Source organism: Microbulbifer mixtoriginis (SeqCode), from assembly GCF_052466695.1.
In genome coordinates, this window is record NZ_CP174285.1 from 4,472,287 (window position 1) to 4,490,361 (window position 18,075).

At 45.3% G+C, this 18,075-nt stretch carries 18 protein-coding genes and 1 tRNA gene; 12 read left to right on the forward strand and 7 right to left on the reverse strand.

Annotated features, from left to right (window positions below; all coding sequences use genetic code 11):
- Positions 1–248 precede the first annotated feature (248 nt).
- The 6 genes from ACJJI0_RS19570 to ACJJI0_RS19595 form a co-directional block, all read right to left on the reverse strand.
- Positions 249–1,256: a hypothetical protein gene (locus tag ACJJI0_RS19570; protein ID WP_444883873.1), complete on the reverse strand. Its 1,008-nt coding sequence runs from the start codon at positions 1,254–1,256 to the stop codon at positions 249–251.
- Positions 1,198–3,627: a TcfC E-set like domain-containing protein gene (locus tag ACJJI0_RS19575; RefSeq protein ID WP_444883874.1), complete on the reverse strand. Its 2,430-nt coding sequence runs from the start codon at positions 3,625–3,627 to the stop codon at positions 1,198–1,200. The genes ACJJI0_RS19570 and ACJJI0_RS19575 overlap by 59 nt, the downstream gene beginning before the upstream one ends.
- A gap of 140 nt (positions 3,628–3,767) precedes the next feature.
- Positions 3,768–4,295 (reverse strand): hypothetical protein, encoded by a 528-nt coding sequence (locus tag ACJJI0_RS19580; RefSeq protein WP_444883875.1) that lies wholly within the window; start codon positions 4,293–4,295, stop codon positions 3,768–3,770.
- 406 nt (positions 4,296–4,701) lie between these two features.
- The gene (locus ACJJI0_RS19585; protein ID WP_444883876.1) at positions 4,702–5,652 is read right to left on the reverse strand and encodes a hypothetical protein; all 951 of its coding nucleotides are present in this window, start codon (positions 5,650–5,652) and stop codon (positions 4,702–4,704) included.
- Positions 5,639–8,155: a TcfC E-set like domain-containing protein gene (locus ACJJI0_RS19590; protein ID WP_444883877.1), complete on the reverse strand. Its 2,517-nt coding sequence runs from the start codon at positions 8,153–8,155 to the stop codon at positions 5,639–5,641. The genes ACJJI0_RS19585 and ACJJI0_RS19590 overlap by 14 nt, the downstream gene beginning before the upstream one ends.
- 48 nt (positions 8,156–8,203) lie before the next feature.
- Positions 8,204–8,731: a hypothetical protein gene (locus ACJJI0_RS19595; RefSeq protein ID WP_444883878.1), complete on the reverse strand. Its 528-nt coding sequence runs from the start codon at positions 8,729–8,731 to the stop codon at positions 8,204–8,206.
- Positions 8,732–9,006: 275 nt separating this feature from the next.
- Here ACJJI0_RS19595 and gltX point away from each other — a divergent pair, with 275 nt between their 5' ends.
- The 12 genes from gltX to ACJJI0_RS19655 all read left to right on the forward strand — a co-directional run bounded on the left by gltX (position 9,007) and on the right by ACJJI0_RS19655 (position 17,738).
- Entirely contained in the window at positions 9,007–10,482 is a 1,476-nt protein-coding gene (gltX, locus tag ACJJI0_RS19600; protein WP_444883879.1) for a glutamate--tRNA ligase, read from the forward strand.
- Positions 10,483–10,624: 142 nt separating this feature from the next.
- A tRNA-Ala gene (locus ACJJI0_RS19605) sits at positions 10,625–10,700 on the forward strand.
- Positions 10,701–11,076: 376 nt separating this feature from the next.
- On the forward strand, positions 11,077–11,316 hold the full coding sequence (locus ACJJI0_RS19610; protein ID WP_252084712.1) for a hypothetical protein: 240 nt from the start codon (positions 11,077–11,079) through the stop codon (positions 11,314–11,316).
- A gap of 326 nt (positions 11,317–11,642) precedes the next feature.
- Entirely contained in the window at positions 11,643–12,197 is a 555-nt protein-coding gene (locus tag ACJJI0_RS19615; protein WP_444883880.1) for a hypothetical protein, read from the forward strand.
- Positions 12,198–12,299: 102 nt separating this feature from the next.
- Entirely contained in the window at positions 12,300–12,851 is a 552-nt protein-coding gene (locus ACJJI0_RS19620; RefSeq protein WP_444883881.1) for a hypothetical protein, read from the forward strand.
- 104 nt (positions 12,852–12,955) lie between these two features.
- A complete protein-coding gene (locus ACJJI0_RS19625) occupies positions 12,956–13,531 on the forward strand; it encodes a hypothetical protein (RefSeq protein WP_444883882.1) in 576 nt (191 codons plus the stop codon).
- Positions 13,532–13,682: 151 nt separating this feature from the next.
- Positions 13,683–14,402 carry a hypothetical protein gene (locus tag ACJJI0_RS19630; RefSeq protein ID WP_444883883.1) on the forward strand — a complete coding sequence of 240 codons (720 nt, stop codon included), beginning with the start codon at positions 13,683–13,685 and terminating at the stop codon, positions 14,400–14,402.
- An 84-nt stretch (positions 14,403–14,486) separates the two neighbouring features.
- The gene (locus tag ACJJI0_RS19635; RefSeq protein WP_444883884.1) at positions 14,487–14,819 is read left to right on the forward strand and encodes a YnfA family protein; all 333 of its coding nucleotides are present in this window, start codon (positions 14,487–14,489) and stop codon (positions 14,817–14,819) included.
- A gap of 94 nt (positions 14,820–14,913) precedes the next feature.
- Complete coding sequence (locus ACJJI0_RS19640) at positions 14,914–15,213, forward strand: transposase (protein WP_444883885.1); 300 nt, start codon at positions 14,914–14,916, stop codon at positions 15,211–15,213.
- Between the two features lie 175 nt (positions 15,214–15,388).
- Positions 15,389–15,961: an IS3 family transposase gene (locus ACJJI0_RS19645; protein WP_444885958.1), complete on the forward strand. Its 573-nt coding sequence runs from the start codon at positions 15,389–15,391 to the stop codon at positions 15,959–15,961.
- A complete protein-coding gene (locus tag ACJJI0_RS19650) occupies positions 15,951–16,106 on the forward strand; it encodes an IS3 family transposase (RefSeq protein WP_444885959.1) in 156 nt (51 codons plus the stop codon). Before ACJJI0_RS19645 ends, ACJJI0_RS19650 begins: the two co-directional genes overlap by 11 nt.
- A gap of 621 nt (positions 16,107–16,727) precedes the next feature.
- Positions 16,728–17,738, forward strand: coding sequence for a KAP family P-loop NTPase fold protein (locus ACJJI0_RS19655; protein ID WP_444883886.1), 1,011 nt, complete (start codon positions 16,728–16,730; stop codon positions 17,736–17,738).
- 68 nt (positions 17,739–17,806) lie between these two features.
- Here the strand turns inward: ACJJI0_RS19655 and ACJJI0_RS19660 are convergent, their stop codons facing one another.
- Positions 17,807–17,968, reverse strand: coding sequence for a hypothetical protein (locus tag ACJJI0_RS19660; RefSeq protein ID WP_444883887.1), 162 nt, complete (start codon positions 17,966–17,968; stop codon positions 17,807–17,809).
- Between the last annotated feature and the right edge of the window lie 107 nt (positions 17,969–18,075).

The following is an 18,075-nucleotide window of genomic DNA, read 5'->3' on the forward strand; positions in this document are numbered from 1 at the left end:
TTTACTGACTAGGTGATATAGAATAAATACGATAAGGGGATATCTAAGACCTGGTTTGGTATCCCTCTTATAATATCGAAAGTTTATACCTGATTTACAGCATTGAAATTTTTTCAGTTTAAAGAAAAAGTCCATTTTTGTTTTATGCCTGGGGTTAAATCTAAACCAATCGTTCAAACTCTAAATGTACTGCTTGTATAGGGTATAGCTAAGCGGAAGTTCTCATTAATCATGGCTATTAGTATTGGCTACTGGCTAGTAACTGTCACGGTAAGGACGTCTGTATATTTGGATTCTGTTGCACGTTCCCAGTAAGGAGATGGTACTCTAATAGTAATTCTGGTATTGTCGCCAAGGCATCCCTCTGGGGTTGTGCGAGCATAAATACCGGGAATATGCCCGGATGCGTTGAGGTTTTTGAGCGCTCTCCCCTGTGCATTATTAGAAAAGCTGGCCATATAGGGCAATTCTTCTCTTATGCCGGTGAGCATAAACATTTCTTCTTGGAGGCTAGTGGTAATGCGCCCGCTATTACCAGCGATGATGCCGCTGCTACTGGAAAGGGAGATGGCGTAATGGCTAAAGCCGTTGCCAACAACGCAAAAATCTTCATGACCAACTATATCCTGTCCCGGTGAGATTCCTGTATCACTAAGAAATATATTGTCGAGTTGCAGGATCTTGATTGTTGGTTCAATTGTTAGTTCTATGGAAAAATTAATTTCCTCAGCTTTGCCTGATTCCTCTTGAATAGCCTGCAATTGAAAATTCCCTCGGTAACTGCTGGAGGTGAAGTTTCTATTCCCAACTAACTTTACTTTAAGGTCAGCATTGAAATCGCTTATGCTGCCGGGTATGTCCTGATAAGTTTTACCAGGGCGAAAAGTAAAGTATTTACGATGAGGGGCAGATAAAGCTAAAGATAAATCTACGGTATCACCATTATCGGCGTATAACCTATAATAACCCTCATGCTCTGGCTGAATCTCCAGTGAAAAAGGTGAGGCTGCCCCGAGTTCCTGGCTGAGGAATGTGAAGCTAATATTCTGCTGTTGTGCTTGGTTGTTGATCGTGTGCCATCCAGAGAGATTGCAGATGCGCAGGTAAGTGTCACCTTGGCAGCTGGCAAGGCTGCTATTTGGCAGATAGAGAAGAAAAATTAGTATAAGAAAATTTTTAATAAACTTTCTTGATTTTTTATTGGGTGTCATTTGTTTTAGCAGTCTGTGAGATTTGACAGTTGGCTGAACTTTCATCAATAACCCCGAGGTTTAACCAGTCTTCACTGGACTCCACAACCTCAACTTTGGCATTACAATCAAGCCAGGTGACTTCGAGATGTGAAGGGGGCTCGTCAGAAAGAGGTATTTCCAATTGAAAAACACCAAAGCTATCTGTGAGTGTTGACTCTCCTTCAATGGAAATTAACACATTGTCTAACCCCTGACCCTTAGCCATAACTCGACCTATGGTCAGATAGACAGGTTGAATCTTGTAAGTAGCGGTGGTCACGCTGCCAGGATAAAGTGTCACTTGATCGGTATTTTCACGGTAGCGAAAGAAACCATCCCCTAGAGGACGAAGTGATATATCGTAGCTTTTAAATGGGTGAAGATTGATCACGGACCTACTATCGCCTTTCGCATAACCTTGGCGGCTACCGTCGATTAATACTTCAAAGTTTTCCCGTTGGCTGCCTTCAATATCTACAATGATGGCACTTTCCAATGAGCGTTCACCGCCCCAGGCTATATGGTCCTTTGTGGCAATGATATTGGTGTTAAAACTCCCAATATAATTTGTAGAGCGGCTATTGTTAACGTCACTATGACTAATGGTGGAGCTGATAAAACCATATTTTCCAGCAAGTCGACTATAGCTTCTTAAATAGTAATCTTCCGGCGTTGCTTCTATAGTGAACTCCTGGTTTACTTCTGCTGCCCAGCGGTCGGCATCACGCCAGCGAGTTTGGACTTCTAGATATTGGTTGTCACCGCTTCCTTGTTGGCGCTCACCACGTAGGTTAAAAGAGTTTTGCCAATTTTTATTGGTTTGAAGAAGTTCAATACTCAGCAGTGTATATTTTTCCCCGTCAGCGTCACTGTAGGCCAGATTGGCTGTAGCTTGCCATTTTCTTCCTCGAAATATATTCCTACGATATTCCAAGGTCCTAAGTTCTTGGGCTTCACTGAATTGACTGTCCAGAGAGAGTGAGTCAGTGTAATTTCCCGGACTTCGATTGCGCTTACTGCGCCTTAGCGTTAGGTTTCCACCAAAAAGTGGGGCTCTCAGGCTAATACTGCTTTGAGACAACCTATTGCTTAGCAGGGTATATCTATCGGGCTTTACATCATTTCTCTGCTCATCAATCTTGATCCGATAGGCGCTCAACATTGCATAGGGCGTTTTTATCAGAGCCTGTAATTTATAGGCATCTAGACCATTGGACTCCCTAGCCATAGAGGGAGAGAGTTCTAAATAAGAGCTTACCCAACGGCCACCAACCTCCATAAATTGCTGACCTTCTGTAGCTGCTAGTGTAGAGAAAACGCCAAAATTTTTTGAAAGGCGGCGGGCAATATATCCTTGCAGTAACTCTTGCTGATAATGATCCGGCATTCCGGAGGATATTTCAGGTTTTACTGGCATTCCTCCCTGCAGGCTCCAGCGCCACTCACCCGGTGCGGGCAGTTGTGAATCCTTGGTAAAAAATTCAGTAGTATTATTAATTAATCTGCCAGCTTCGTCGTAAATACGAATTTCTATGTTGTAAGCGCCATGTGGTAAGGTGGTGGTATCCAGTAAGTGATTTCCAGCTTCCATTAAATCGGAGTGAATCATACGACCATCTCGGTACAGTTCCACCCGGCCACGCACTGGCATGTTTATTTCTACCAGGGCGGAGTGTTGATAACCGATGTCTGTGCGGCTGTACTGAGAGTCACGGAGCTCAAATCCGTAGAGACGATGTAATGATTGGAAAGTACTGAAATTTCCTTTTGGTTGCAGTAATCCCAGGCTATAGGCTTTTCCGCGGAAGTCCCTTTCCCAATGCAAGCTACTGACACGAGTACCAATTTCGTTGGCTGTGTACCAATCCCCGTAAATAGCGCTCTCACCAAATCCAATAATGCTGGTAGCAGATAAAGTAGTTTGTGTGTTGCTGTCTACTTCATCGCTTTGTGCTCCCGACCAGGAACCACTGATATTTTGCACAATGGAAAAACTATTGCTGGCTGGGGGCAAGTATCGGTCGGTCAGGGCCTCTTGTTGAGGAAGTAGCTCTGGTGAGAAAAAAACATCCAGTCGATACCTCTCTTCGTCATAGATTACTGCGAAGTATTCTGGATTTATAAATCCACAATCTGTTTGGGAGTTATCACGACAAATTCGATCACTATTTTTTTCCAGTGAAGCCTGTAATGAAAGCAGCAGGCGCTCGGGGTTTAGGCTGACAGGGAGAAGCTTGATAGCCTCCTCAGGTTCTACAAAACGCACGAATTCAGGCTCGGCAATAATTAGCGCCGAGCCCAAACTGCGCCCGCCATAGTACAGGTCTGCCACAATCCTTTGGGGCTTGGTTAGATCTGCAAAACCTGCAGGTACATCTGTGCTTACGAGATGCATTGGTTCTGTTGATACTGCAGTTGTATGCCAGAGCCATAGCGGTAAGAGCATCCAGGGAAACTTCCCGACGTTGCTTTTATTTACCATTACCATAGGGAGGTTGTTCCCTGACCAAAATTATATTTTATTATTTCTATTGGTTATTCTGACGTAACTGTCACTGTCAAAACGTCGGTATATATAGTGCCGCTTAAAACATTGGGATTTTCCCAATTTGCATTTGGAATTAATACTTCAAAGGTGGAGTTATCTGGAGCTCCATTACAGTTGCCAGGATTTTGAAGAATTTGTCCGTTCAGGGCTACACCTTCATTTGTGGGAGAAAAGCTTCCTCCCGAAACATTTCTAAAGCTAACTTGGTAGGCGATATCCGTGGAGCCATTACTTAGTATGTATGCACCGTCTCCATTGAGGCTGTCAAATTGAATCTCGAAGTTTGTGAATCCAATACCTCGAATACAAAAATCCACCCAGCCCTCGGCATCAGTACTTGGGGCGGGGTCTTCAAAGGTGAGGTTTTCGAGGCCATTTATATCAATCGACTCATTAAACTTTAGCATTATTTCTGTATTGGCCTGATCAGTGGCTGCTAGGGCAAATTGTGCCCCAACGGTGGATATAGCAGCCATCGCCACAGGGATGACACAACCTCTTAACATGTGCTTCATTATTGATGTCCTTTTGTTAAGTGTGAGCGGAGAAGGGTATAGTTGATCTTGCGGCTAAAAGAATAGGGAAAATTTCCCAGTGGGTCGGTAGAAAATAGTGATAATTTCTTATTTTTGGATAAATGGTGCGCCTGAATTGTCACAATATTTGCTTGCCTGGATTTGAGGGGTTTTTAGAGTATTTAAAATGCCGTTTTATATGAATCAAAAGTTCTTATGCGGCGCCCATGGAATTTGAGAGGGGTGTTAGCAGAGCGATTCCCATAGAAGCGCTAATGAGGGAGGTGTATAAGAGTTTTGATGGATTAGCGCCAGCTAATGGAGTTTTTTTGGTTGGCGTAATTATTTTATTTAATACTAAAGTTGTTTTACAAAGCTGGCGGTCAGTAAGAAGTTGTAAAAGTTATTATTGGCTACTAACCGTAATTGTCAGTACATCAGTATATACAGGTTCCCCGACCTGTTCCCAATCTGAGGGAGCAACTGAGATAGATACTCTGGCGTTATCAATAGTACAAGCTTCATCTGATTGTCTAGTAAATGACCCCGCGATATCACCCTGACTATTAGGACTATTGAACGTGTTGCTGTTTAACGTATTACTAAAGCCAACCGAATAGGTAATATTTTCATTAACACCTTTAAGGGAAAAAGGCTGATTCCCAGTTCCACCTGTGCTTCCATTACTGCTAGATAAATTTACGGTATAGCGGTCAAACCCAATACCGCCAATACAGAAAACTTCCTGTCCTTCAATTGCCTGGCCGAAGGAAATACCCGAGTTGCTGAGATTAATATCCCCCAGGTTACGAATTGCAATACGGGGCTCTACCTGTAAAACAATATCAAACTCTACTGTTTCGCTATCAACAAGGAAAATAAGGAAGTACTGCTCTAGGGTGATTTGAAAACTACCATTGTAGCGATTAGAGGAGGGCGTTTTAGTATCGTCTATGTTCAGGGTTAAGGAGGCGTTGACATCATTGCTACTACCGTTAAAGGGGCCAACGAGATTGTTCAGTGTGAGTAGCTGTGCATCACTATTGCTGGGGTTTAATGTAAAGGAGATATCCAAAGTGTCGCCATTGTCGGCAGTTAGAGAGTAAGTGCTACCACTTAAAGGAGTGAGCTCCGCGTAGTAAGCTAGGGCGCGGCCACTGAATGCGCTGCGACTGCGCAAGGTGAAGGGAACTACTTGGCTATTGGACTGGTAATTTAGGGTGTGTGTGCCGCCCAGATTACAGGTGCGCAAGCTGTCATTGCTGGAGCAGCTTTGTGCCTTGGCCGGATTATGACAATGTAAAAAAAGAACACCCAGCCAAAGGAGTTTTCCAATTAAGTGTTTAATGCTGCGCACTGGTTAACCCCGCAGTAGTTTCGATGTGGCAGTTGGCCTTGGATTGTTCAATGCTGCCTAGATTCAACCAGCTATCCCCAGAAGATAGAATTTTTATGGGAACCTGACAGTGATCCCAAGTTAATGCTTGAGTAAGCAGGCTCTTCTTGTTGGTATTTATACCTAATTGGAAAACGCCGTACCGATCGGTGGTGGTACTGTGTTCACCGATAAATAATCGGGTATTAGGCAATCCCTCACCCATATCGGTTAGACGCCCCAAAATAAGCAGCTGTTGCTCTATCTGATAAGTTGTGGAACTAACATTACCGGGATATAGGGTGAAGGTTTTACTTTGTTCGCGGTAATCAAAGAAACCATTATCCAATGGGCGCAGAGACAAGTCATAACTCTGAAATGCCGGCAAGTTGATTACAGACCTATCACCGCCTTTGGCATAGCCGCGCCGGTTGCCATCAACTAATACTTCAAAATTCTGTTGGTCGCTGCCATCGATTTCAATAACTACAGCACTTTCCAGTGCGCGTTCACCACCCCAGGCGAAGGTATTTTCTGCAACAATTAGGTTGGTATTGAAGCCACCCAGATAATTGAAAGCCTTGCTATGGTTAACGTTATTAAAGCTGAGAGTGCTGTTTAAATATCCGAAGTGGCCGGCGAGATGGCTGCTGCTCTCAAGATAACGGCCATGCGTGCTTTTTTCTGCAGTGATTTGTTGCTCAAATTCCGCTGCCCATAGGTCCCTATCGTGCCAGCGACTCTCCAGGAGCAAGCGCTGTTCGTGATTGCTGTGATTACTGCGCTCACTGTGTAGATTGGCGCTGTGCTGCCAGTGTTTGGCGCGGCGTCGGAGTTCTATCTCCAGGCCAGTATACTGCTGCCCGTCGGCCTTATGGTGTGAGAAAGTGGCACTGCCCAGCCACTTAGCACTTTGTAAGAAGTTGCGTTTGAAGGATAGGCTGGTGAGCTTACTCGCATTATCTAATTTGTCGACTTGCTCTCCGGGCAACAAGCGATACCCGCTGTCTCGCTCACGCAAGCGCAGAGAGAGTTGCCCTCCCAGTAGATTGCTCTGTAGAGCCAGGCTGCGCTGCGAGTAACCTAGTGGTAGCAGTTGCAGACACTTGGTTTGATCAAAATCGGCAGCGTCATCCAGCCTGGTATCAATAGCACTCAGTGTGGCGAATGGGGTTTTCAACAGCGCCTGAACCCTGTGACCACTGCGTCCATCCTTGTTAGTCACTATGCTCGGCGAAACTTCGAAGAAGCCACCTATCCAGCGGGCGCCAATCTCGTAAAGTTGTTGCTCACGGGTTGAGGCTGCCGAGGCAAAGAACCCCAGATTGCCACTTAAGCGTCGAGCTATAGATCCCTGAGCCAGCACATCCTCGTAGCGCTCGGGTAGCGTCTGATAGTTACTGTAATTGTGCGCGGGTTGCCCTGCATAAAAATTCCAGGACCATTCCCCTGGGGCCGGTAGCAGGGAGTCTTTGGTAAAGAACTCTGAGTGGCTGTGCAGCGAGCGCCCCATTTCATCAAAAGTTCGCACCTCAATTTCGTAGGAACCATGCGGCAGGGTGCTGGTGTTTAGCAACCGGTTACCGGCCTCCAGCATTTCTGTGTGGATCAGCCGCTGATCCCGGTAAATTTCCACACGCCCGCGTACCGGCATATTGATTTCCAGTGGGCTGCCCTGCCGATATTTAATGTCTGTACGGCTGAGCTGGGAGCTGCGCATCTCTAACCCATACAGGCTGCTGTGGTTACCGAAATAGTGCCAGCCCCCTTGGGGTTGTAGTAAGCCAATCGAATAGGCTCTTCCACGATAATCCCTAGACCAATGTAGGGCACTAATCTGATTGTGCTGCGCAGTGGCAGCCGACCACTGGGCGTGTAGGGCGCTCTCGCCAAAGCTGATAATGGTGTTGCCATTCAAAGTGGCGTTCTGACTGTTTTTACCGAGATTACTCTCCACACCACTCCAGGCGCCACTGAGGTTTTGAACAATGGAAAATTCACTGGTGGAGGCCGGGAGATAGGGGTCGCTGATGGCGGCTTCTTGTGGCAATAACTTTGCGGAGAAAAATAAATCGAGCCGATAGCGGTTTTCATCGTAAATGACCGCCACCTGCTCAGGCACTAGATAGCCACACTTTCGCTGCCAGCTTGAACGACAGAGATACTGTGAATTTCTGGGCAAAGGCTTGGCCAGCGCCGCTATTACGGTCTCTCTATCTAATAATTTAGGTAGAAGAGGGAGCAATTGCTCTGGCTCGTCGAATTGGATATGGGTGGGGTTAACAGTAATTGGCGCTGCGCCTATTTGGCGGCCGCCATAGTAGAGGTCTGCCAATAACTGCTGTGGTTCGGTCAGTGAATCAAACCCTTCCGGTGCAGAGGTCTCCAGCAGAAAAGTGGCTGCTGTTGCTGCAAAGCAATCGGCGTGAATGGCCTGCGCCAGACAAAATGCCAGCGCATGCCATTGGTTAAGACGTCCTGCCATAAACTGCGATGGGTTTGGCTGGAAATCCTATCCGGCCACGCCACAAAATTATTCTGAGGCTACAGTGATCAGCAGCGTATCGGTGTAGCTGGTGCCATCCAGCACATCATTGGTCTGCCAAGCGCTATTGGCAACAGTGATTTGGAATCTGGCATTGTCGGAACCACTGCAAGAAGCGGCGTTACGATCTAGTCCAGTTAGTGGCTCACCCTCATTAACCACAGTAAAGGAACCGTTAGTGCTGTTGTCGAAGCCGACGCTGTAGGGAACGTCTAGGCCGTTGCCGGAGAGGCTGAAAGCCGTATCGTTATTGCCATCATTGCTTTCAAAGGTAATGCTAAAGGTGGGAAAGCCAAAACCGCCGATACAAAAGTCATCGCTGGCAACGGCATCGGTATCCAGGGCAGGGTTGGTAATTGTGATATCGCCGACATCGGCAATTACAATGCTCGGGTTAAAGGTAAGGGTGATATCACTACTGGCACTATTGGTGGCTGCCATGGTGGCGGCCGAAGCGCTGAAAAGCATGCCTGCTGCGAGAGCAGAGGCCAGTGAACGAACTACATTTTTGTGCATGGCGTATCTTCCTGAGCCGTTGGTTATCGTTCTGTGAAAAGCCGCTCGCGAAGATCCTGCACTTGTCAGGGGTAATGCGTTAGTCAAGCTATTCCATCTTTATGGCGGGGATCATACTTTTTTTGTGATTCAAGTCACGTCATTTACGGGTAATTTTCGATTTATGGCGCCTAAAAGATCTTATTAGCGACCAGCTTGTATCTGTGCCCGACGCGCGGCCAGCGCTATAATCCCGCGCCTTTAGAGTCCTTTATTTATCTTCAACCAGGTTTGTCATGACCGTAAGAACCCGAATCGCACCGTCTCCAACCGGTGATCCCCACGTTGGTACCGCCTATATTGCCCTGTTTAATCAGTGTTTTGCCCGCGCCCAGGGCGGCCAGTTTGTGTTGCGTATCGAAGATACTGACCAGCAGCGCAGCACCCCGGAATCCGAGCAGGCGATTCTCGATAGCCTGCGTTGGCTCGGATTGGACTGGCAGGAAGGTCCAGACGTAGGCGGTCCCCACGGCCCCTATCGGCAGAGTGAGCGCGGTGATATCTACAAAACTTACTGCGATGAACTGGTGCAGAAAGGCCATGCCTTTCACTGTTACCGCACCGCCGAAGAGCTGGAGCAGCTGCGTGAAGAACTGCGCGAAGCCGGCCGCACCTCACTGAAGCCCAGTGACCTGGCGCTGTCGGAAGAGGAAGTAGAGAAGCGTCGCGCCGCCGGAGCCCCCTATGTAGTGCGCATGAACGTACCGGAGAGCGGTACCTGTGTAGTGGAGGATCTGCTGCGAGGTACTATTGAGATCGACTGGGCCCAGGTCGATGCGCAGATTCTGCTCAAGTCCGATGGCATGCCCACTTACCACCTGGCCAACGTGGTGGATGATCACCTGATGGAGATCACCCATGTGCTGCGCGGTGAGGAATGGATTAACTCCGCACCCAAGCACCAGTTGCTATATGAATACTTCGGTTGGGAAATGCCGGTGCTCTGCCACCTGCCGCTGCTGCGCAACCCGGATAAAACTAAGCTGTCCAAGCGCAAAAATCCCACTTCTATTCTTTATTATCAGCGCGCCGGTTTTATGCCCGAAGCTCTGCTCAACTATCTGGGCCGTATGGGCTGGTCCATGCCGGATGAGCGCGAGAAGTTTTCTCTGGAGGAAATGCTCGAACATTTCGATATCCACCGCGTTTCCCTGGGCGGCCCGGTGTTCGATGTAGAGAAACTGTCCTGGCTGAACGGCCTGTGGATTCGCGAGTTGGAAAATGAGCAGCTTGCCGACCGCCTTATGGACTGGATGTTTAACCGCGAGAACCTGCTCAAGGTACTGCCCCATGCCAAAGAGCGTATGGAGACCTTCGGCGATTTCGCACCGCTGGTGAGCTTCCTTGCCTCCGGTAAGCTGCCGCTCACCGAGGAGAGCTTCAGTGGCAATAAGTTGGAGCTGGATGAGCAGAAGAAATTGCTGCAATTCGCCCTGTGGCGTCTGGAAGCCCTGCGTGCCTGGGACCGCGACAGTATTTTCCAGGCGGTGAAGACTCTATCCACGTCCATGGAGATTAAGCTCAAGGACTTCAACGCGCCCCTGTTTGTTGCCATTAGTGGCACCACCGCCTCCTTCTCTGTGATGGACGCCATGGTACTACTGGGCCCAGACCTCAGCCGCGCCCGCCTGCGCCAGGCCATCGATGCTCTGGGCGGCGCCGGGAAAAAAGTCCTCAAACGTTGGGAGAAAGAGTACGCCTCACTCCCCTAAGTACCCCACAGCCCCCGGTAGGGGGCTGTGCCGGCTAAGTTGCTAACTAATTGATTAAAAAGTTATTTTTTCTGTTGACAGGCGTCTAAACCTTGCTAAAATGCGCCTCGCTTTCAACGGAAACGTTAAGCAAAAAGGATTTGGGGCTATAGCTCAGCTGGGAGAGCGCAACACTGGCAGTGTTGAGGTCAGCGGTTCGATCCCGCTTAGCTCCACCAAATTTCCCTTGTCTATCAAGGGGTTGTGAGAAGAGGCTAATGACCTCTTATCCGGTGAATAAAAACCGGACAAAACTCACAAGAAAGAAAAAAGGGCCTTTAGGCCCTTTTTTTTCGTCTGAAATTTTACCTTTTCACAAAAAATCCCTTTTAGTCACTCGCTTGCCTGGATAAATATTGATTTCTTCTCATGTGCAACATCACGCTCTTTGCCTGGGTTAATTAGAATCAACAGCGTCTTCACTCACCCATTCACTGGTAGAGGTGCTATTCAGTTGGTTTTTTAAGGGGGCTCAAGGTGTTCTATAGCAGCGAAAATACTTGCACATAACGAAGTTTCTATTGAATTAATTTTTTGCGCATTAAGGAAGATGGTATGAGTGGTAAAAAATCATTTTATTTAGAGCTTGCACGGTTGGGAGAGGTTTTGTCGTTAATACAAGTCCTTGCATATCATAAAGGCACGAGTAGAAGCGAAGAGGGGGTGGGGGGACAGCTTCAAAGAAAACCAGAATCAGCAGGTTCATGGATAGAGTTGGCAGAGGCTCACCCTGAACTATTTCGTGTTCGTGTAAAGGAAGGAAGAAGAAAGCTTGTAGCTTTAGTTTCTGGATAAGTTCTTTCGAGCGAAAAGCTGGACAGTGGAGAAAGCGTGTCGCCGGTGCGAGGGCCCGAATTATAGAGCCGTGGCTTACATCTACAGAAAGGTGCTCCCTAACTTATTGGTTGAATTATGGGTAAAGTGTGTTTAAGAACGGGAAGTTGAGTCGGACGACTTGAGTCAGTGGCTCACTATCCCTGGTTGCTATTTAGACAGTGGTTTATAGCCTGCTGTAAATAAAGGCTTTTTTGTGGAGCTTGAAGCCTCCATCCCAGAAATAGTAGCCAAAAGGATAGTGAGCCCCTGGCTCTTTAATAAACTGTTAGGGCTATGGACAGATAATGCATCGAGCCATATACATCTTCTTCAGTATTCACTTGTTTTCTGGATGCACCATACAATCTGCTGATTTCAGTAAAGATGCTGAATATACACACATAGTGGGTCAATGTTATGAGTTAAAGCAACCCGCTTTCGTTTTCGAAGGACGTTGCGCTGACCTCACAGGATTCAATAACAATAGCGAGCTATGTAATAGTATCCAAGCACAAGGAGTGGGCGGTTTTCCTACCAGCTGGGCTGATTATCGAAAAGATCAAGCTTTTATTGATAGGCAACTATTTGATCGGCTAATTTTTGAAAAGCAGCGCTCGATGCTATTTCCATTAGAAGCAGGGTCAAAAATTTATATATCCAAACTCGTACATCATGGTTGGGGTACGGACGGAAGGTATTGGGTAGTTCGAGGAAAAAGCTTAATTAATGGCAGTGACATCGAGGTCGAGCTACCTTCATTCAGCTATGTACACAGTAAGCCTTATTGGGTCGATGGTAGAGCTCAAGTTTTTCTAGGTATAAACCCTAGTTTCTTGGTGCAGTGCAATGAATCGCCCTAACAAGCGGCTGTTGTCGCCCCTACGGGGTCGGGACGGTCTTTCCGCTGCGTCGCAGCTCCAAGCCCGCCCCAAAGCCGGGCGTTATACGCAATCGGAGAAGTAGTGGAAGTAAGGCGTAATAGTAAGAGGAAAATTCTAAAGTCATTTCTTGGCTGGCTTCCTCTTGCACTGGTGTCGCTTGTGTTCTACGGAATGATTTTTGTCTTGTTAATCATGTATCTTCTTAAAAATATATTTGGCATCGATGAAGCTTTGGCAAGGCAAATTGGCTGGGTTATAGGTGGTGGTCTTCTTGTATTGTCTGGCTATCTCTATCTTAGTTGGTTAACAAAATCACTTTCGTCTTATCAGTTGTCAATTATCAATGAGACATTAAGGGTCAAAGGCAAAGCCGGATGGAAATCTCTAGATATTGAGGTTCCTGTAAGCACAATACGCGAAATCAATATTGACCAAAGTGCAAACAAGGCAGAGAAGCTTTCTGCTGGCCGTGGAGCTATCCAAGATCAAGTGGCATCTAGGCTTAATTTTATTCCTGTATCAGGCAAGCCGTTTAAACTAGACTTTGCCGCCAAGGCTTTTGATAATGAATCTCTGTATGAGTTTCTAGTCTTTGCCAAAAGCAAGGGAATACAAACCAATGTCAGCGTATAACAAAGCCAAGCAGCATCGCCAGCAAAGCTGGCTGGACCTCGCTACGCTCGGCCGCTGTTGGCGGCGTTAGAAAAAATTTTCATTCACAGAAAGAGGAAAGATAGATGTTTAATAGGTTGATAATTGTATTTCTTGGGGTTTTGTTTTTTTCAGGCTGTGCAACCCAAAGCAATCATATGACAAGAGTTACACCGGAATCCGTTGTAACAAAACCTGAAGACGGTAAGGCGTTGGTTCATTTCATGAGGCCTTCCAATTATGGCGGAGCAATTCAGTCGACGATTTATAATGACTCTAATTATCTAGGTACAGTATCAGCGCAAACAAGAGTTGCCTACCAAGCGGAACCGGGCAAGCATATGTTTATGGTAATTGGAGAAAATGCAGATTTTCTTGAAGCGAATCTTTTGGAAAATAAAACATACTATGTTTTGGTGTCGCCCAGAATGGGAGTATGGAAGGCTAGGTTTAGTTTAAATCCTGCAAGTGGAGACGTATCTCAACAACAGATTGATAGCTGGTACAATAGCACGGCTGAAGTTGTGCCTAACGAGACTGGTTTAAATTGGGCAAAAAACAAAGCAAGTGAAATTGAAAAATTGAAATCTAAGTATCTGCCTAAGTGGCAACAGAAAGCTGAAAGTGATAAGCAGAGATTAGAGCCAGAAAGCGGCATATGATGTTTCTAGCTAAGTGTTGAACGTGGATCCAGCTACGTTCTACCAGCATGTGGCTCGCTTTCGCTCACGTTACCACACGCTGGTTTCGCTACACTGGGCCAGTTAACACGGCGTTAGTAGTGATACCAAAAATAAATTAGCCTAAACTTAGATGTTATATATACTAAAAAAAATTCTACATTTGATCTCTCTAGCTTCTTTTGCGGGCCTTCTGCTCGCATGCAGCGGTGGCAGCGGTGGCAGCGGTGGCAGCGGCGGAGATAGTTCTGATCCAGTAGAGATGCCCGCTGAAATAGAAAGCTTTACCTCCTCCGAAATACTTTCAATTGATCCTCCTTCTTTTGAAGTTGTTGTACGATTTTCACAGAACGTATCGCGAGAAGACGCTCTCGATATAGGAGTAAAAGTTGTGGTGGCTACCGATGGAGCTGGTGATATTATGGGGCAGGACTTTGCCCTATTTTATAATATGGATTGTCCAAGCGGCTATGAAGATTGCGATCAGACAGATTACTTCTTTACCTGGAGCTATGGAGATATTATAGGCTGGTGCTGCACTCTTAGAGGGCGCGACCTTTCGTATGAACTCACGAATGTAGAAGGGTACTTACAGTTAACTATGAGCTATCACGGAAAATTTACTAAGAGCACATTTGATAATCTAGTTAGCGGTAACGTCTTAACAAATGTAGAAGTAATTCTTTTCTCTGGGCCAAATAAAGAAACTGTTTTATCAAGGGACTACTACCCGCTGGTGAATGAGTTTACTGATCAACTTGGAGAGTTGAATGATAATCTCCGTGATTATGATGGTTCCTCCGATTTAATTGATATTCAAAGTATTACTATCACTAATTATTTGGCTCCCTAAATTCGTCAAGGGTACTAACAAATCAAGGAAGCGGGACGCCGTAACTGGCCCCCTTCTTGAGGCGTTAAGCATTCATAAAGAACTATGGAAATATTAAAGGTATTATTTCTTTTTATAGCTACTGCCATAGCGGAAATTGTGGGCTGTTATCTCCCATACCTTTGGTTGCGTCAAGGTTATTCTATTTGGATGCTCGTTCCTGCTGAATTAAGCCTGGCATTGTTCGTTTGGTTGCTTACCTTACATCCACAAGCTGCAGGCCGTACCTATGCAGCATATGGTGGCGTCTATGTTTCAGTCGCGCTACTTTGGCTTTGGGCAGTAGAGTCAACTCGACCAGTGGTCACGGACTTTGTAGGTGTTATATTTTGCCTAATTGGGATGGCAATCATCATGCTTGGGCCGCGTCATACTTAACAAGCGCACCTTGTTCGCCCCTATCGGGGCGGGACGGCTTACGAGACCTTCCCCCATTGAGTAGACGCCTACCTTTTGAAGAGGGCAGGAAAAAATGCCGAAAATACTGAGTGAAGAGTGGGTTGTTGAATATTCAACAGAGTTCAAAGTTCGAGTGGTAGCTCTCACTAATCACCTGAAAGTAGATACGACCACTATCGCCAACATTATTGGTTTGCATCCAGTAATGGTGTATAGATGGCGACAGGAAAGTAGAGAAGGCAAGCTGGTCGAGAAGCCCAGCCGTAGAATAAGTATGATAAAGATAACGAAAACTCAGTCTCAAATTGATGATAAAGAGATAAAATGTCTAAAAAGCAGGTTGAGAAATTGCAAAAGGAGAATGATTTCCTAAAAAAGTGGGAAATGTACCTGAAAGATCCAAAGCCGAAAGATTCTCGTTCATAGCTCTTAATTGATCAGACTTTGGTGTCAGGTACTTATGTAGATACTTGAATAGTTCACCCCACGGGTTTTATAAGTGGCTCAACCGCGATGAGAGCACTTGAGACATAGAAAATAGGCGAATTCTGGCGTGTATCGAAACTATCTATGCACAGTATGATGGTAATTATGGAAGTCCAAGAATTAGCGCAGAGCTGAAAGCTAATGGTGAACGAATAAATCACAAACACGTTGAACGTCTTATGAGAGAGGTTGGAATCGTGGGGAAAGCTGGAAGGATCTATCGTCGACGCCCTTTGCCTGGAAATCCTTGCATTAAGGTTGAAAATTTACAAAGAGAGCATGGTATGCCGAGTAAACTAGACTCTCAATGGGCTGGTGATGTAACCTATCTGAAGATCAATGGGCAATGGCAATATTTAGCTGTGATTATTGATCTTTACTCTCGAAAAGTTTTGGGTTTGGAGCTGTCAGATACTAGAACTGTTGAGCTAACACTGTCAGCGCTAAATAAAGCTATTCGTCGTAGAAATATAGAATCAGATCTAATATTTCACAGCGACCGAGATTCTGAGTACGGTGTTTATGCATACCAAAACCGACTCAAAGAACTGGGTATTGAGCCGAGCATAAACCGTCCAGGGTTTATGAATGATAATGTGTATGTAGAATCATTTTTTTTAAACACTGAAAACTGAGAGTTTTAAAGGATTTAATTTTGAGTCCGTTGAGGAGCTAAGAACTAACTTAGCTTGGTATCTTGATAGGTCCTATAACTTTAAAAGAAGACATGGTTCACTTGGGTTCAAAAACCCAGATGAATATGAAAGAATAGCCGTGTAAGATGAATATAAGGTGGCGTCTATTTTAAAGGGGGAGGCTTCCTCCGGTGTTGTCACGCCTCCGGCCCCAAAGCTTGGCCTTATGTGTTCGTACAAATAAAGAGGGAACTTTGAACCTTACTCAATTCGATATTGAAACAACCATTTTGAAGTGGGGTTTACTCCCTTTGGTGTCTGCTGGAGGATTGTTGATATTCTGGAAAACGGGAAGTGGCAATAATTAATGCCAGACAACCAGCAAGGACAAATTTACAAGCTTCTTTACTATTAAATTCAGCCATTGTCACACTAGCTCCACTCTCACCTCTACCGGTTTTAATGCCACAGTTAGTATTAATGCAAGCTATTCCATTCTTTTATCCTTTTGCTACGTGCCCATCTGATATTGAGGCTTTCCCTGTTCTGATACACATGCTAACTCTTGGATGTAGTTGGTTCATGGTAGGGTTTTATACCTACTTTAATCACGATTGTACTGCTAAGTGTCTAGAGGCTGTTTCATAACTTGAAATCGGCTCACTATTGCTGGACTTTTTTCTATGTAATTATATGAGAATAGCCGATTTCAAGTTATGAAACAGCCTCTAAGCAATATGTTCCAGAAATACTCAAGAGGCTTACGGTGGCTGTGGTAAAAATAGCAACTGTAGGCGCGGTAGAAGCTGATAAAATTACGGAAAAAGTTGTTGCAGACGCTATTGGGGATGGAACTAGGAAGCTATTTGAAGACTTCCAATCAAAACAAACTGCCTTGAAGAAATTTAAGGAGAGCTTATCGGAGGCAATCACCCGGCTACCTCAAGGGCAAGAAAAGCTAATAATATTTATTGATGAGTTAGATCGCTGCAAGCCTACTTTTGCAATTGATCTATTGGAGATGATCAAACATTTATTTAATTTAGAAAAAATAATTTTCGTTGTTGCTGTAAACCGAGAACAACTCGACAGTAGTATAAAAGGCGTTTATGGAAATGAATTTGATGGACATAGCTGTCTAGATAGATTTTTCGATTTTGAGTATCAGCTTGCCGAGCCTGAACGATATAAATACATTGAAGCAGTTTGTGTCAAAACTGGGTTGTATGAAATCTATGAAAAACTACCAAGTGATCCAGACCTTGGCTATGTAGAAAGTATACTCCACTGGCTTTGTGAACGTTTTTCCTACACCCTTAGGGATACCAACAGAATCATCAGCCGCTTAGCGGTTATTATTAGGTCAATACCTGATTATAATCACAGGGATATAGAGCTAATCATAGTTATGCTCTTCTTAAAAAAACATGACGAGCATCTTTATAAAAGATATTTAGAAGATAAATGTACGACACATGAGGTAATTAAATTCCTTGTTAGTGTTTCATTTGAGTATATATATCAGATAAATGAATCTAATAGTGTAGCAACAGCAATTGGTATCTTAATCGAGCTTGAACAAGATTCAGGAGCGCATAAAGAGTGTCTTTCTTTTTGGGAGGAATATGGCGCGACAACTGAGACTATTGAGATGGCACGAATAGCACGCAGAATAACTGATCTTGCGACAGGGCCGATCGGCCAGCATGCCAGACCAAGGCTCAAGAAAGATATTCATGAGAAAATAACGCTGCTACAAAGATTACGGATAAGATAGCTCCTAGAAAAAATTCCTGCAAAGCCCCTCAAAGGCTCTACAGGCACCTTCAACGAATCTTAAGCGGCTTACTGGACGTATCCAGTCGGACGGCTGACAGTGGTTCCTGAGGCATCCATAACGGACACAACGGTACTACCAGCACTCATAAACTTCTCTACATTATTCAGCAGGTCATCAATAGCCTGCTCTCTCTGTTCCCTACTTACCTTTGCAGTGTCAACTGCCATTCTTTCTACCCAGGCATTTCGGTAGGTAATTACAAATAGACTTGAAAGGGTATGGAAAACTGTAACGCAATTAAGCTGATAGAGGCTTACTAAGGGGCTGGGATAAG

Bases quoted from the DNA above. Each gene is read 5' to 3' on its own strand.
- ACJJI0_RS19635 (WP_444883884.1), top strand. From the start codon at position 14,487: ATGGAAATATTAAAGGTATTATTTCTTTTTATAGCTACTGCCATAGCG.
- ACJJI0_RS19590 (WP_444883877.1), bottom strand. From the start codon at position 8,155: ATGGCAGGACGTCTTAACCAATGGCATGCGCTGGCATTTTGTCTGGCG.
- ACJJI0_RS19625 (WP_444883882.1), top strand. From the start codon at position 12,956: ATGTTTAATAGGTTGATAATTGTATTTCTTGGGGTTTTGTTTTTTTCA.
- ACJJI0_RS19615 (WP_444883880.1), top strand. From the start codon at position 11,643: ATGCATCGAGCCATATACATCTTCTTCAGTATTCACTTGTTTTCTGGA.
- ACJJI0_RS19660 (WP_444883887.1), bottom strand. From the start codon at position 17,968: ATGGCAGTTGACACTGCAAAGGTAAGTAGGGAACAGAGAGAGCAGGCT.
- ACJJI0_RS19630 (WP_444883883.1), top strand. From the start codon at position 13,683: ATGTTATATATACTAAAAAAAATTCTACATTTGATCTCTCTAGCTTCT.
- ACJJI0_RS19580 (WP_444883875.1), bottom strand. From the start codon at position 4,295: ATGAAGCACATGTTAAGAGGTTGTGTCATCCCTGTGGCGATGGCTGCT.
- ACJJI0_RS19575 (WP_444883874.1), bottom strand. From the start codon at position 3,627: ATGCATCTCGTAAGCACAGATGTACCTGCAGGTTTTGCAGATCTAACC.
- ACJJI0_RS19640 (WP_444883885.1), top strand. From the start codon at position 14,914: ATGCCGAAAATACTGAGTGAAGAGTGGGTTGTTGAATATTCAACAGAG.
- ACJJI0_RS19570 (WP_444883873.1), bottom strand. From the start codon at position 1,256: ATGAAAGTTCAGCCAACTGTCAAATCTCACAGACTGCTAAAACAAATG.
- gltX (WP_444883879.1), top strand. From the start codon at position 9,007: ATGACCGTAAGAACCCGAATCGCACCGTCTCCAACCGGTGATCCCCAC.
- ACJJI0_RS19610 (WP_252084712.1), top strand. From the start codon at position 11,077: ATGAGTGGTAAAAAATCATTTTATTTAGAGCTTGCACGGTTGGGAGAG.
- ACJJI0_RS19595 (WP_444883878.1), bottom strand. From the start codon at position 8,731: ATGCACAAAAATGTAGTTCGTTCACTGGCCTCTGCTCTCGCAGCAGGC.